The sequence below is a fragment of the Marinovum sp. 2_MG-2023 genome, from assembly GCF_030548265.1.
Lineage (GTDB): Bacteria > Pseudomonadota > Alphaproteobacteria > Rhodobacterales > Rhodobacteraceae > Marinovum.
In genome coordinates, this window is sequence record NZ_JAUOSD010000006.1 from 232,391 (window position 1) to 245,826 (window position 13,436).

Annotated in this window: 12 protein-coding genes; 7 read left to right on the plus strand and 5 right to left on the minus strand. The window is 57.8% G+C overall.

Annotation, left to right across the window (positions count from 1 at the left end; translation table 11 throughout):
- Positions 1 to 33 precede the first annotated feature (33 nt).
- The 3 genes from Q4577_RS09835 to pnp all read left to right on the plus strand — a co-directional run bounded on the left by Q4577_RS09835 (position 34) and on the right by pnp (position 4,051).
- The gene (locus Q4577_RS09835) at positions 34 to 1,152 is read left to right on the plus strand and encodes a calcium-binding protein (RefSeq protein ID WP_303468405.1); all 1,119 of its coding nucleotides are present in this window, start codon (positions 34 to 36) and stop codon (positions 1,150 to 1,152) included.
- Positions 1,153 to 1,337: 185 nt separating this feature from the next.
- Positions 1,338 to 1,607, plus strand: a complete 270-nt coding sequence (gene rpsO, locus Q4577_RS09840) for a 30S ribosomal protein S15 (protein ID WP_244687929.1) — start codon at positions 1,338 to 1,340, stop codon at positions 1,605 to 1,607.
- Between the two features lie 311 nt (positions 1,608 to 1,918).
- Entirely contained in the window at positions 1,919 to 4,051 is a 2,133-nt protein-coding gene (pnp, locus tag Q4577_RS09845) for a polyribonucleotide nucleotidyltransferase (protein ID WP_303468406.1), read from the plus strand.
- Between the two features lie 148 nt (positions 4,052 to 4,199).
- Here the strand turns inward: pnp and Q4577_RS09850 are convergent, their stop codons facing one another.
- The gene (locus Q4577_RS09850) at positions 4,200 to 4,985 is read right to left on the minus strand and encodes a TIGR00266 family protein (RefSeq protein WP_303468407.1); all 786 of its coding nucleotides are present in this window, start codon (positions 4,983 to 4,985) and stop codon (positions 4,200 to 4,202) included.
- A gap of 161 nt (positions 4,986 to 5,146) precedes the next feature.
- Here Q4577_RS09850 and Q4577_RS09855 point away from each other — a divergent pair, with 161 nt between their 5' ends.
- Positions 5,147 to 5,581 carry a hypothetical protein gene (locus Q4577_RS09855; RefSeq protein ID WP_303468408.1) on the plus strand — a complete coding sequence of 145 codons (435 nt, stop codon included), beginning with the start codon at positions 5,147 to 5,149 and terminating at the stop codon, positions 5,579 to 5,581.
- Between the two features lie 23 nt (positions 5,582 to 5,604).
- Here the strand turns inward: Q4577_RS09855 and Q4577_RS09860 are convergent, their stop codons facing one another.
- Both Q4577_RS09860 and Q4577_RS09865 read right to left on the minus strand, forming a co-directional pair.
- A complete protein-coding gene (locus Q4577_RS09860) occupies positions 5,605 to 6,648 on the minus strand; it encodes a succinylglutamate desuccinylase/aspartoacylase family protein (RefSeq protein ID WP_303468409.1) in 1,044 nt (347 codons plus the stop codon).
- Positions 6,649 to 6,794: 146 nt separating this feature from the next.
- On the minus strand, positions 6,795 to 7,448 hold the full coding sequence (locus tag Q4577_RS09865) for a peroxiredoxin (RefSeq protein WP_303468410.1): 654 nt from the start codon (positions 7,446 to 7,448) through the stop codon (positions 6,795 to 6,797).
- A 123-nt stretch (positions 7,449 to 7,571) separates the two neighbouring features.
- Between Q4577_RS09865 and Q4577_RS09870 the strand changes: the two genes are divergently transcribed.
- On the plus strand, positions 7,572 to 8,999 hold the full coding sequence (locus tag Q4577_RS09870; RefSeq protein WP_303468411.1) for an aldehyde dehydrogenase family protein: 1,428 nt from the start codon (positions 7,572 to 7,574) through the stop codon (positions 8,997 to 8,999).
- Positions 9,000 to 9,573: 574 nt separating this feature from the next.
- On the opposite strand, the gene Q4577_RS09875 is transcribed toward Q4577_RS09870, so the two are convergent.
- Complete coding sequence (locus Q4577_RS09875) at positions 9,574 to 10,437, minus strand: NAD(P)H-binding protein (protein WP_303468412.1); 864 nt, start codon at positions 10,435 to 10,437, stop codon at positions 9,574 to 9,576.
- Positions 10,438 to 10,552: 115 nt separating this feature from the next.
- On the opposite strand from Q4577_RS09875, the gene Q4577_RS09880 reads away from it, so the two are divergent.
- Entirely contained in the window at positions 10,553 to 11,461 is a 909-nt protein-coding gene (locus Q4577_RS09880) for a LysR family transcriptional regulator (RefSeq protein WP_303468413.1), read from the plus strand.
- Between the two features lie 68 nt (positions 11,462 to 11,529).
- On the opposite strand, the gene Q4577_RS09885 is transcribed toward Q4577_RS09880, so the two are convergent.
- The gene (locus Q4577_RS09885) at positions 11,530 to 12,417 is read right to left on the minus strand and encodes a LysR family transcriptional regulator (RefSeq protein WP_303468414.1); all 888 of its coding nucleotides are present in this window, start codon (positions 12,415 to 12,417) and stop codon (positions 11,530 to 11,532) included.
- 116 nt (positions 12,418 to 12,533) lie between these two features.
- Between Q4577_RS09885 and Q4577_RS09890 the strand changes: the two genes are divergently transcribed.
- Positions 12,534 to 13,274 carry an SDR family oxidoreductase gene (locus Q4577_RS09890; RefSeq protein ID WP_303468415.1) on the plus strand — a complete coding sequence of 247 codons (741 nt, stop codon included), beginning with the start codon at positions 12,534 to 12,536 and terminating at the stop codon, positions 13,272 to 13,274.
- Positions 13,275 to 13,436 lie beyond the last annotated feature (162 nt).

Genomic DNA, 13,436 nt, shown 5'->3' on the forward strand with positions numbered 1-13,436 from the left:
CATACTGTGCACGGGGTATTAGGGTGTGAAACAATGTTATTGATTGCAGGTTTGCTTGGCATGGCCGCCGTTGGATCCGTTATGATGATCGGCGTCTTTGGCGAGGATGAAGACGAAGAAACGACCGGTTCCGAAACAGATTTGGACGAGGTCGAGGAAGCGGGCCCGGAAGGGATGATCGAACCTGCCGAGTTTTTCGATGGGCTCGACGACGAGGAATCGGAGTCCGGGTCGATGGACCGTGTTTCCGAAACCCAGAATGCTGACCCCCCGAATACAACACTTCAGCCGCCGGAAACTTCGGTCACGACAAGTGCAGAAGCCGGTGATGCAATCGCAGGCACCGAAGGCAATGATACCTTGTCCGGCGGTGATGGTGCTTCGGTCATTTCTGGCGGTGCAGGCAGTGATGCCATTGCCGGTCAGGGTGGCAATGACGATCTTGCGGGTGACGGTGGCGAAGACTGGATCTGGGCCGGGGACGGCGATGATGCGGTGCGGGGCGGTGAAGATAACGACACCCTGCATGGTGAGGCCGGACAGGATTCGCTGTTTGGCGATGCCGGGAATGACGAATTGTTCGGTCATATTGGTGACGATCTGCTGTTTGGCGGCAGCGGTGATGACCTTCTGACCGATGGCACCGGCGCGGATATGCTGCGTGGCGAGGAAGGCAACGACGGTCTTCTGGGCGGGCATGACGACGACACGCTGGATGGCGGGTTTGGATCTGATACCCTGTTTGGTGGCGCGGGCAATGATGTGCTGGACGGCACAGAGGACGGCGCGGACGAACCGGATTTCCTGAACGGCAATGATGGTGATGACACGATCCTGGCGGATGACGGCGATGTGGTGACCGGTGGCGAAGGTGCAGATGACATCCTGCTGTATTCCGACGCCGAACAGGTTGTGACGTTCATCGATTTCTCCAGCGGCGAAGATCAATTGCTGGTGGTGACCGACGATCCCGATGCGGTGGCGGAAATATCCCTTGTGCCCGATTCGGATGATCCTGATCTGATCCAGATGGAAATCGACGGCGTTGTGGTGGCCATGGTGCGTGGCGGTGCGGACATCACCGAAAGCGATATTTCGCTGGTGACAGAAGAAGAAGCCGCCGTTTACGAGGTGCTGCCGCCGGCGGCCTGACCCGAATATCGTGGTTAAGATTGCGCGGCCTGACGGCGGCGCAACAGCCCCCTTTTCAACAATCGACAAATGCCCTATACGCCCCCATCCGCCATGCATTTTTGCCTGGCGGATTTCTCCACGGGCCCTGCTGGACGACATCCCGGCTTGCGCCATAACCCTTGATCTTCTGAAAGGAGACCCCGATGTCGATTACAGTCGAAGAAAAAGCCCGCGTGATGAAAGAATTCGCCACCAAAGACGGCGACACAGGTTCGCCCGAAGTACAGGTGGCTATCCTGACCTCGCGCATCCGCACGCTGACCGAGCACTTCAAAACCCACAAGAAAGACAACCACTCGCGTCGTGGTCTTTTGAAGCTTGTTGCACAGCGCCGGAAACTGCTGGACTACCTGAAAGGCAAAGAAGAGGCCCGTTACCAGGATCTCATCAAACGTCTGGAAATCCGCCGCTAAGGCCATTTGGCTTTGCGGTCCCGTGGTGGCACAGCTGTGTCGATGGCGGATGAATTTGGAAACGCCTGCCGGTTGGTGGGCGTTTTTCTTTGCCTGATGGCCGTCTGTATCCCGCCCATCTGCGCCAATGGATCGGGCCGGCGTCGAAACGCGCACTTCCCATTGTTGGCAAAATCCTGTATGGCCCCGGCATCTGAGACGTGACGCAGGGACCCCGGCGCATGAAATGATATAGGGGTCGGCGGCAATGGGGCCGCCAATCAATCGGGGACCCGGGATACGCCCGGGAGTGCCCCATACAGGATACGTAAATGTTCAACATTTCGAAGAAAAGCATGCAGTGGGGCGAGGAGACGCTCACACTGGAAACGGGTAAGGTTGCCCGTCAGGCAGATGGTTCGGTCATCGCGACACTGGGTGAAACCAGCGTCATGGCCAACGTGACCTTCGCCAAAAGCCCCAAGCCGGGTCAGGATTTCTTTCCTCTGACCGTGCATTACCAAGAAAAATATTATGCGGCCGGCAAAGTGCCCGGTGGCTTTTTCAAGCGCGAAGCGCGCCCGACCGAAAAAGAAACCCTGACTGCCCGCCTGATCGACCGTCCGATCCGCCCGCTGTTTGTGGATGGCTTCAAGCACGAAGTGCTGGTGATGTGTACGGTTCTGAGCCACGATCTGGTCAATGACCCCGACATCGTTGCAATGATCGCCGCCTCTGCTGCGCTGACCATTTCCGGCGCGCCGTTCCGTGGCCCGATTGCCGGCGCTCGCGTTGGCTTTGTCGATGGCGAATATGTGCTGAACCCGGAAGTCGAGGATATGCAGGATCTGCGCCTCAACCCCGAACAGCGTCTGGACCTGGTTGTGGCCGGCACCAAAGATGCGGTGATGATGGTCGAATCCGAAGCATACGAGCTGTCGGAAGAAGAAATGCTGGGCGCGGTGAACTTTGCGCACGAGCAGATCCAACCGGTGATCGACCTGATCATTTCGCTGGCGGAAGAGGCGGCCAAAGAGCCGTTTGATTTCCAGGCACCGGATTATGCCGACCTGTTTGCAGCCGTGAAGGCCGCCGGTGAAGAGCAGATGCGCGCCGCATTCGCCCTGACCGACAAACAGGAACGTACAACAGCCGTTTCCGCAGCCCGTGACGCCATCAAAGCGTCGCTGACCGAAGAACAGCTGGAAGATGCCAACCTTGGCTCCGCCCTGAAAAAGCTGGAAGCGTCGATCCTGCGCGGTGACGTGGTCAAGACCGGCAAGCGGATTGACGGACGTGGCACCGCCGACGTGCGTGACATCGTCTGCGAAACCGGCCTTCTGCCCCGGACCCATGGTTCGGCGCTGTTCACCCGTGGCGAAACCCAAGGTTTGGTTGTGACCACGCTGGGCACCGGCGACGACGAGCAATTCATCGACGCGTTGCATGGCAACTTCAAATCCAACTTCCTGCTGCACTACAACTTCCCGCCCTATTCGGTTGGCGAAGTTGGCCGTGTGTCTGGCCCGGGTCGTCGTGAAATTGGTCACGGCAAACTGGCATGGCGCGCGCTTCAGGCGGTTCTGCCGGCCCCGACCGATTTCCCCTATACCGTGCGTGTGGTGTCGGAAATCACCGAATCCAACGGCTCTTCGTCGATGGCATCGGTTTGCGGCGGCTCGCTGTCGATGATGGACGCAGGTGTGCCGTTGAAATCGGCGGTTGCCGGTGTGGCCATGGGTCTGATCCTGGAAGAAGACGGCGAATATGCGATCCTGTCGGACATCCTGGGTGACGAAGACCACCTCGGCGATATGGATTTCAAGGTTGCCGGCACCGAAAACGGCATCACCTCGTTGCAAATGGACATCAAGATTGCGGGCATCACACCCGAGATCATGAAAAACGCGCTGGCACAGGCGCGCGATGGCCGGATGCATATTCTGGGTGAGATGTCCAAGGCGCTGACCGGTGCTTCGGAATTCTCGGTCCACGCACCGCGCATCGAGACCATGCAGATCCCAACCGACAAGATCCGTGAAGTCATCGGGTCCGGCGGCAAGGTGATCCGCGAGATCGTCGAGACATCGGGTGCCAAGGTCGACATCAATGACGACGGCATCATCAAGATCGCCTCGGCAGACGGTGAAGCCATCAAACGCGCTTATGACATGATCTATTCGATCGTGGCAGAGCCGGAAGAAGGCAAGATCTACAAAGGCAAAGTTGTGAAAATCGTCGATTTCGGCGCTTTTGTGAACTTCTTTGGCAAGCGCGATGGCCTGGTCCACGTGTCCCAGATCGAAAACCGCCGCCTGAACCATCCGTCGGATGTGTTGAAGGAAGGCCAGGAAGTCTGGGTCAAATTGCTTGGCTTTGATGACCGCGGCAAGGTGCGCCTGTCGATGAAAATCGTCGATCAGGAAACCGGCGAAGACGCGAAGAAAGAAGAAGACGCAGAGTAATCTGCGGATCCTTCAGAAACTTCCAAGGGCCCCGGGCACAATTGTCCGGGGCTTTTTTTATGGAATCTTGCCTGATCGGTCGATCCGGCGCGGCATATACCCTGAGGTCCCGGATCAGGTCCGGGACTGGGTCGTCCTGTTGGGCGCGTTAGCGGTCGCCGAACAGATCCCCCAACCCGCCCAGAACCGATCCTTCGCCCTTGTTGCCGCCGACGCTACCGGCCTGCAGCACACGGTCGGCCAGACGCGAAAATGGCAGACTTTGCAGGAACACGGTTCCCGGCCCGCGCAGCGTTGCCAAAAACAACCCCTCACCACCAAAGACCATCGACTTCAGATTGCCGGCCCGTTCGATGTCATAATCGACACCAGAGGTGAACGCCGCGATACAGCCGGTATCCACCCGCAGCACCTCGCCGGCGCGCAATTCACGTCGGATCAGCGTGCCACCCGCATGAACAAACGCCATGCCGTCACCATTCAGCCGTTGCAGGATGAACCCTTCGCCGCCAAAGAACCCGGCGCCCAGCTTCTTTTGAAACGCAATGTCGGTGCGGGTGCCAAAGGCCGCGCAAAGAAACGCATCTTTCTGGCAGATCAGCTCGCCCCCCAGAGCGGCCATATCCATTGGAATGATCTTGCCCGGATAGGGTGCGGCAAAGGCGACCCGGCGCTTGCCATGCCCGGTGTTGCTGAAATGGGTAAGAAAAATGGACTCTCCGGTCAGCACCCGTTTGCCGACATTCAGCAATGCGCCCATGACGCCGCTGGTCGGGGTGGTGCCGTCGCCCATCTTGCTTTCAAATGTGATGCCGTCTTCCATGTAATTCATTGCACCGGCTTCTGCGATCACGGTTTCGCCAGGGTCCAACTCGACCTCGACAATCTGCATATCGTCGCCAAAAACTTCGTAATCAACTTCGTGGCACAGCATCTGCCTGTCCTTTGTGTCCAAAAATTCGTTTACAAATTCGCATGAATGTTACTTTGATGAAATGGCGGAATACCTGCCCTGTCCCTGTCGGCTTGGCCCCGACAGGGAGCACAGTGGTTTGGGGCGGCGGATTCTGCAAAGTTAATGAGTGGAGGGCGTTCATGTTCAAAAGTCTATTTTCGGTCACTGTCGTCGCGTGCATGGCCCTGGGCATCGCCAATTCAACCCTGGCACAGTCGCCGCGCACCGAAACCGTGAAATTCGAACGCGGGGCCAGCGAGGCGACCATCAATGACCAGATTACCGGACGGGAAATTGCGGTTTATGAGGTCGCGGCCCGCCAGGGTCAGCGATTGAAGGTCCAGTTGGAGCCGTCGAACCTGGAGACATATTTCAACGTCTATGTGCCGGGCAAAGGTCCGGGAATGGAGGCTTGGGCAAACGCGCAATTCACCAGCATAGTTGTCCCGGAAGTGAATTGTTTCGACAGTATCTTGCCGGATTCCGGCGCCTATTCGATCATGGTCTTCATGATGCGATCTGCGGCGCGGCGCGGCGAAGTCTCTGATTTCAAAGTTCACTTCAGCATTGAGTGACGCAAAGACCGCCGGACGTGGTCTCAGATGATCTCATCCTCGTCAAACAGCGGTGCAGCCTCGCGTTGCGCAGACATTTCGTCGACCACCGCTTCGGCCACCGCTTCGGATGGGGTCAGGGCGATATGAAACAGCGCGTCACCTTCGTTCACCACCGGCATGTTGGTGCGACCGATGATGATGCCCTCCATATCACTGATGATCTCTTCTTCGACGTCTCCTGCCGGGTCTGCCACAACGCCCAGCACCTCGCCCTCGGACACATAGTCGCCAATCGTGCGATAGGTGCGCAGCAGCCCGCCCAGCGGCGCACGCAGCCAGCTGGAACGTTCGGACAACAGCGGCGGCGTCTTGGCCTGGGGCACGCCGCGCGCGCCAATCATGTCCAGCGCATGCATCACCCGCAAAACGCCCGACAGCCCAGCCCGCGCAGCATATTCGTCAAACCGCAGGCCCTCGCCGGCTTCATACAGCAAGACATCACAATCCATGTCCTCTGCCGCATGGCGCAGCGATCCCTCGCGCAGTTTCGATTGCAACATGACAGGCGCACCAAAGGCCCGACCCAATTCCGCCAACCGTTTGTTGCCGGGCGTCAGCCGAATCTGCGGCAGGTTCTCGCGCCGGATCGCGGCGGAATGCAGATCAATGCCGATATCCGACCGGGCCACGATTTCGGTCATGAACAGATGCGCCAAACGCGCCGCCAATGATCCCGAGGCATGGCCGGGAAAACACCGGTTCAAATCCCGGCGGTCGGGCAAATAACGCGAATGGTTGAGAAAGCCGAACGAATTGACAATCGGCACCGCCAGAAGCGTGCCGGCCAAGCGCTCCACTGGTTTGGCACGCAGCAGGCGGCGCACAACTTCGACGCCGATGACCTCGTCGCCATGAATGGCGGCCGACACGAACATGACCGGACCGGGACGTTTGCCATGCACCACATGCACCGGCATTGTGACTGGCGTGTGATCCGGCATCTGGCTGACCGGCAATTCAACGCTTTGGCGCGTGCCCGGCGCGATGCGGGTACCACCGATTTCAAAGGCCGCTTGGCTGGTCATTGTGCATTCCTGTCATCCGTTTGATTGCCGATAAGAGATCAGGAAACACTTGTCTACGAATTGCAGCCGTCCAGGCCTTCTTCTGTTTGAAAATATCCCGGGGGAGGCCAAGGGCCGGGGGCAGAGCCCCCTTTTTGCCCGTTGGATTAACCGGGCACCTTGGTTTTCCGCAGATAGGGCAGCACGGTTTCGAATGTGCCGAACTTTTCCTTTGCAGCGTCATTGTTGACCGCTGTCGGGATGATCACATCCTGTCCCACTTCCCAGTTCGCCGGGGTGGCCACGCCATGTTGGGCGGCGGTTTGCAAACCGTCCAATGCGCGCAAGACCTCGGCAAAATTGCGGCCGACATTCATCGGATAGGTCATCGACAGTTTCAGCTTCTTGTCTGGTCCGATGATGAACACAGACCGCACCGTGGCGCTGTCGTTCGGGTTGGGGTTGTCGGGCAGGTAATGTTCGGCCGGCAGCATGTCAAAGGCTTTGGAAACCGCCAGATCCTTGTCCGCGATGATCGGGAACCTCGGCTCGGCGCCGCCCACCACTGCAATGTCTTTCTTCCAGCCGATGTGATCGTCGACCCCGTCCACAGACACGCCCAGCACCTTGGTGCCACGTTTGTCCCATTCATCGGCCAGTTGCGCGACCGCTCCGAATTCGGTGGTGCAGACCGGCGTGAAATCCTTGGGGTGGGAAAACAGAATCGCCCAGCTGTCACCAATCCAGTCGTGGAATGTGATGGTGCCGGTGTCGGTTTCGGCGGTGAAATTCGGCACGGTGTCGTTGATGCGCAGTCCCATGATCGTCTCCTGTCGCTTGCGTGTTTCGGGGGGACCCGAAAATTTGATCAAATTTCTTGTGTCGCATATTGCGACGCTACTGATGTGGTGACACAGTGCCGGGAATCCAAGGGAGGTCAACCTATGATCGAGAAACGCCAATTCTATATCGACGGTGCCTGGGTCGACCCGGCCACCGGCAATGATTTTACCGTGATCGACCCCTCGACCGAGGACAGCTGCGCGGTCATTTCGCTTGGCGATCAGGCCGATACCGACGCCGCTGTGGCCGCCGCCCGCGCCGCATTTGACGGTTGGGCCACCAGCCCCGTGGCGGATCGCATCGCGCTGTTGGAAAAGCTGGCCGCGATCTATCAGGACCGGTCCGATGAAATGGGCGAGGCGATCAGCCTCGAAATGGGCGCGCCAATTGATTACGCCAAGGCCAATCAGGTTGGTGCCGGCTCTTGGCACATGGGCGGTTTTCTCAAGGCGCTGCAGGACTTTAAATGGGAACGCGATTTTACAGCCACTGAAAAACACCTGCTGGAACCTATCGGGGTCTGCGGGCTGATCACGCCGTGGAACTGGCCGATGAATCAGGTGGTGCTAAAGGTCGTTCCGGCGCTTGCGGCGGGCTGTACCGTGGTGTTGAAACCGTCCGAGGTCGCGCCGCTGTCCTCGCTGCTGTTTGCTGAATTCCTGCATGAGGCCGGATTTCCGAAGGGCGTGTTCAACCTGGTGAACGGCGATGGCCCCGGTGTCGGCAGCCAGCTTTCGGTACACAAGGACGTCGATATGATCTCCTTTACCGGCTCAACCCGAGCGGGAATTGCGATTTCCAAGGCCGCGGCGGATACGTTGAAACGCGTCTCGCTGGAACTGGGCGGCAAGGGGGCAAACATCATCTTTGCCGACGCGGATAAAGACGCAGTGAAACGCGGCGCGCGGCATTGTTTTGCCAACTCCGGCCAGTCCTGTAACGCACCGACCCGGATGCTGGTCGAACGGGCAAGATATGACGAAGCGGTGGAAATCGCCGCAGAGGTCGCCAATGCCACCCGTGTTGGCCCGGCGTCCGAAAGCGGGCGGTTCATCGGTCCGGTGGTGTCCGAGGTCCAGTTCAACAAGATCCAAGGCCTCATCGAGGTCGGAATGAAAGAGGCCCGTCTGGTTGCGGGCGGTCCGGGACGGCCCGAGGGGCTGAACCGGGGCTATTTTGTCCGGCCCACGGTGTTTGCCGATGTCAGCAACGACATGACTATCGCCCAGGAAGAGGTGTTTGGCCCCGTCCTGTCGATCCTGCCGTTCGACAGCGAGGAAGAGGCAATCGCAATTGCCAATGACACGCCGTATGGCCTGGCCGATTATGTTCAAACCACGGATGACGACAAACGCCGCCGCGTGGCGCGCCGTCTGCGGGCCGGGATGATCGAAACCAATGGATCGGGCTTTGCCCAGGGCTCGCCTTTTGGTGGGTACAAACAATCCGGCAATGGCCGCGAGGGCGGCACATTCGGGATCGAAGAATTCCTGGAGATCAAAGCGGTCTCGGGTTGGGCGGCGGAATAATTTCGACCGAGTGAAGAGGGCGCGGCGTTTTTCGCCCGCCCTTTTTCGGATAAAGGGTTATCGCAGGTCATCGCATCTGCGCTCTACCTCTGGGCGATGTCCGTTCAGAGCCCGAATTTGCTAGATGCCGCATCATGCGCGACTGTCAGCGATGCGCAGTTAGCGGGCTTTGCAAACAGACGCGGCTAGGGTGCCCTCAAGGGCAAATTCGGCCCACAGCCGCCTTCCACCGACCACGCCGACGCCGTGCCGCAGCTTCACCAGACCGGCCATTCGTCCATAGCGCAGCATAGTCGGAGGATGAAGGTCGGCAGAGCGGGACAAAGCGCTATTTCGCTGCGGCTGCGCCAATGGCTGCTTTGGCGGATGCAAGACTTTCTCTGGCGTTCAGGGCTATCCACGGAGGCGTGAGGTGCAAGTGGACACTTAAGTCTCTCGCTGAACGGTCACATCCGTCGAGGTGGTGTCAATTGTCGGGTGGCCTGAGGTCACGATCAAGTGGCTTGGGTTGATTATGCGGTCACTGTGCTTGGTCCCCGGTTGATTATCATTCCAAGAACTCCACCGTTCATCGTCATCCCAGATGCCGTTTCACAACATTCTGCATCGGGCGTGGTTTGCGACCCAGCAGGCGCTCAAGTGTGGGATCCACCATTGCGAATTCCCCTGCCTGCGCGGCGCGGTAGTAACCCAGAATGACGCTTTTTACCGGTTCCGGTAGGTTGGCTCGCCCCAAGTTCTCGATCATTTCATCTTCGTTGATGATCTGGCGCTTGATTATTCTTCCTGTCACCCCGCTTGCCATCTGCGCGAGGTCAGCAAGGTCAAGCCCCTCGCTGCCGGTGAGGGGTGGCGTCACGCCTTCGAATGTCTCTTTTCCAGCCAGCAAAAGCGCATCGGCTTGTGCCAAGTCTTCATGGGTCGTCCAAGCCACCTTGCTATCCGCCGGCCCCACCAAATTGCCATTCGCAAATCCCTGCGCATTCATATTCATGGCGCTCTCCGCATAGAACCCGTGCCGCATGGACGTCCACGCCAGACCTGAAGCAGTCAACATTGTTTCTGTTGCGGCATGATGGCGCCCAGGCGGGAAATGCGACTGCGCATTGGCCGACACCTGGCTGGTGTAGAGTAGCCGTTCGACACCCAGTTCCTTGGCCACAGAAATCGCCGTTTCGTGCTGTTGCACCGGGTCGCCTCCACTGGAAGCTGCATTTGAGGACACCAGCAGTACTCGGTTGGCACCTTCCCACGCGTGGCGCAGGCTGTCAGCGTCTTCGTAGGCCCCACGCCTTACGCGTACACCACGCGCCGCGAGATCGGCCAATTTTTCCGGGTCACGTACGCTGACTCCGATTTGGTCGGCTGTCACGAGGCGCTGCAGAGCCTCAACCACAAGTCCGCCTAGTTTTCCCGAGGCTCCTGTAATGATGAGCATTGTCAGTCTCCATTTTCTGAAACGCGCCAGGTGGCGCAATAGATAGTGATGATCGACAAGATGACTGTTCTGCATTTATAGGATAAGGTACCTAAATTGGATTGGACTGTTCTCAATGAAGAACAATTTTTCTGCTGATGATCTCACCGTTCTTCTGGCGGTTGTCCGTGAGGGCGGCTTCCGCGCAGCGTCCCAGCGGCTCGGCATAGCAGCCTCAAAGGTTAGCACCACGGTCTCGCGCATAGAAACGCAACTTGGCACCCCCGTGCTACGCCGCACAACGCGCAGCCAGCACCTAACGGAAGCGGGGCAACTTCTGGTGGATCGTGTGGGCCCATTGTTATCTGCAATGGACGCTGCCTGTCAGGGTGTCGCGGCGCTTGGAGGGCAGATACAGGGGCGGTTGACGCTCAACGTGCCGGGGGCGGTCATGCCGGATATATTGCCGCCTCTGCTTGCCGCATATCGCGCGCAGCATCCAGATGTGGAGGTTGAGATTACGGTAGAGAGCGATCTCGTCGATATTGTTGCGGCAGGCTGTGATGCGGGCATTCGCTATGGCAGCGTTTTGGAGCAGGACATGATCTCGATACCGATCGGGCCGCGCAGGCAACAAATGGCGATGGCCGCGTCCCCGGTTTATCTTGAGGCGCACGGGAGGCCGCAAGTTCCTGAGGACCTGACCGCTCATCACGCGGTCCGCTACCGGTTGGACGCGGGCCCATTGCTTCCATGGACGCTGCAAAGCAAAGGACAGTCCGTGAAAGTGGAACCCCAAAACGCGCTTATCCTTAGCGTAGGCGCGCTCAATACTGGTCTTCGATATGCGCATGCGGGATTGGGAATCATACATACCTTCCGCAACTGGCTTGAGGATGATTTCGAAAGTGGAAAGCTGTTGCCCGTTCTACCGGGCTGGTGGTCCGACGTTGAGGGGCCATACCTCTACTATCCGAGCCGCTTTGCTCCAAAACCCCTACGGGCCTTTATCGAGATATGTCAGGCGACACCCGCAGACGCGTAAGCATTCCCTCGCCAGCACCTTATCCGCTTATAGGAACTGCCGAGTGTCGATATGCTGATCTTCCGTGTTTATTGATGCGCAAAGGCTTTTACGGCCCAGTCAATGAACACGCGCACGCGCGGCGACAGGTGTCGGTCGCGTGGATAAAAGATCGACACAGGAGATGGGGACGGTGGTGTGTCTTTGAGCAGTTCGATCAAGCGACCCGCGGCAAGGTCTTCGGCAGCAGAATAGCGTGGTTTTTGGATAATGCCGAGGCCAAGCCGGGCGCAATGCGCCAATGTGTCGGCGCCGCTTACAGTGATTGGTGTCGGGAGTGAGACCGTGCGCAGGATACCATTTTGAACAAATTCGAGCGGCAAGATAGATCCTGTCGCGGTAGAGCGAAATCCGATCATCTGGTGGCCTTTGAGCGCGTCAATGTTTTGCGGTGTGCCGAACCGTTCAAGGTAGGTCGGGGCCGCGCAGGTCACCTCTTCAAGGTCCGTCAATTTGCGACCGGTCATGTTGCTATCGACCGGATCACCCACCCGTATCGTGCAGTCCACACCTTCGCGGACCAGATCAACCAGTCGATCTCCTTCTCCGATATGGATCTCAATGTTCGGAAAACGCGCCATGAAACCTGGCAGCGAAGGCAACAGAAAATGCCGCGCTAGAACACCATGGACTTCAATACGCAGCGTGCCTTTTGGCGTAGTTCCTGCAAAGGCGTCCTCGGCATCTTCAATCTCGGACAGAATTGACAGGCAGCGTTGATAGTATGCTTCACCATCTAGCGTTGGACGCACGACCCGTGTGGTACGGTGAAGCAGGCTCACGCCCAATCGCGCCTCAAGTGCTTTGATCGCATCTGTGACCGTTGATCTTGGCAACCCCAGATCAGTTGCGACTTTGGTAAAACTTCGCAGTTCTACAATCCGAACGAAGACGTTCATGGCATCAAGACGGTCCATTTATTATCCGAATATAAAGAATAATGAAGTCGGATTGTAGTGGATTATTCCAACCATGGGAACGCCTATTGTTCTTAAAGGTTCGGCATGGGGCCGATCAGCGAAAGGACAAAAAAATGGCCACTATCGAAAACAGAACAGCATTGGTGACTGGCGCCTCACGTGGGATTGGCGCGTCGATAGCCGAACGGTTTGCAGCGGATGGATTCAACGTCATCGTCAACTATGCAGGAAGCGAAGCCGCCGCACATCAAATTGTCGAAAAGATCGAAACAGCAGGCGGTAAAGCCATCGCAGCCCAAGCCGACGTGTCGGATGCGGTCGCTATCAAACGGATGTTCGACTCCGCAGAAACAGCCTTTGGCGGGATCGACATCTTGGTCAACAATGCGGGCATTATGAAATTGGCACCTATTGCAGATAGCGATGACGCTCTCTTTGACACTCAAGTCGCAATCAATTTCAAAGGCACGTTCAACCTGTTGCGCGAAGCTGCAAATCGCCTGCGTGACGGCGGTGCAATCGTTAACTTATCGACGAGCGTCGTCGGATTGAAACTTGAGACTTACGGCGTCTACGCTGCGACCAAAGCGGCCGTTGAAACAATGGCAGGCATTATGGCTAAGGAACTTCGTGGGCGGTCGATCACTGTGAACACGGTCGCCCCTGGCCCAACAGCAACGCAGCTTTTCCTAGACGGCAAGCCACAAGAGGTCGTTGAACGTATGTCAAAAATGGCCCCCCTGGAACGGCTCGGGACACCGCAGGATATCGCAAATGTTGTGGCGTTTCTCACAGGACCAGATGCCGCTTGGGTCAATGGCCAGACCTTGCGCGCAAACGGCGGCATAATCTGATCCACCGCATTGGTGGCGTATGCTGTTTAATACGCCTCCAGTGCCTTGCATAAAGTCCGATACTTGAGCCGGTCCTCAAGCGATGTGACCTGCCCCCTGCTGGTCCCTCATTCATAATGAGAGTCTGCAGGTTGAATCTGGGTATTCGGCTTCCGCGTCTGA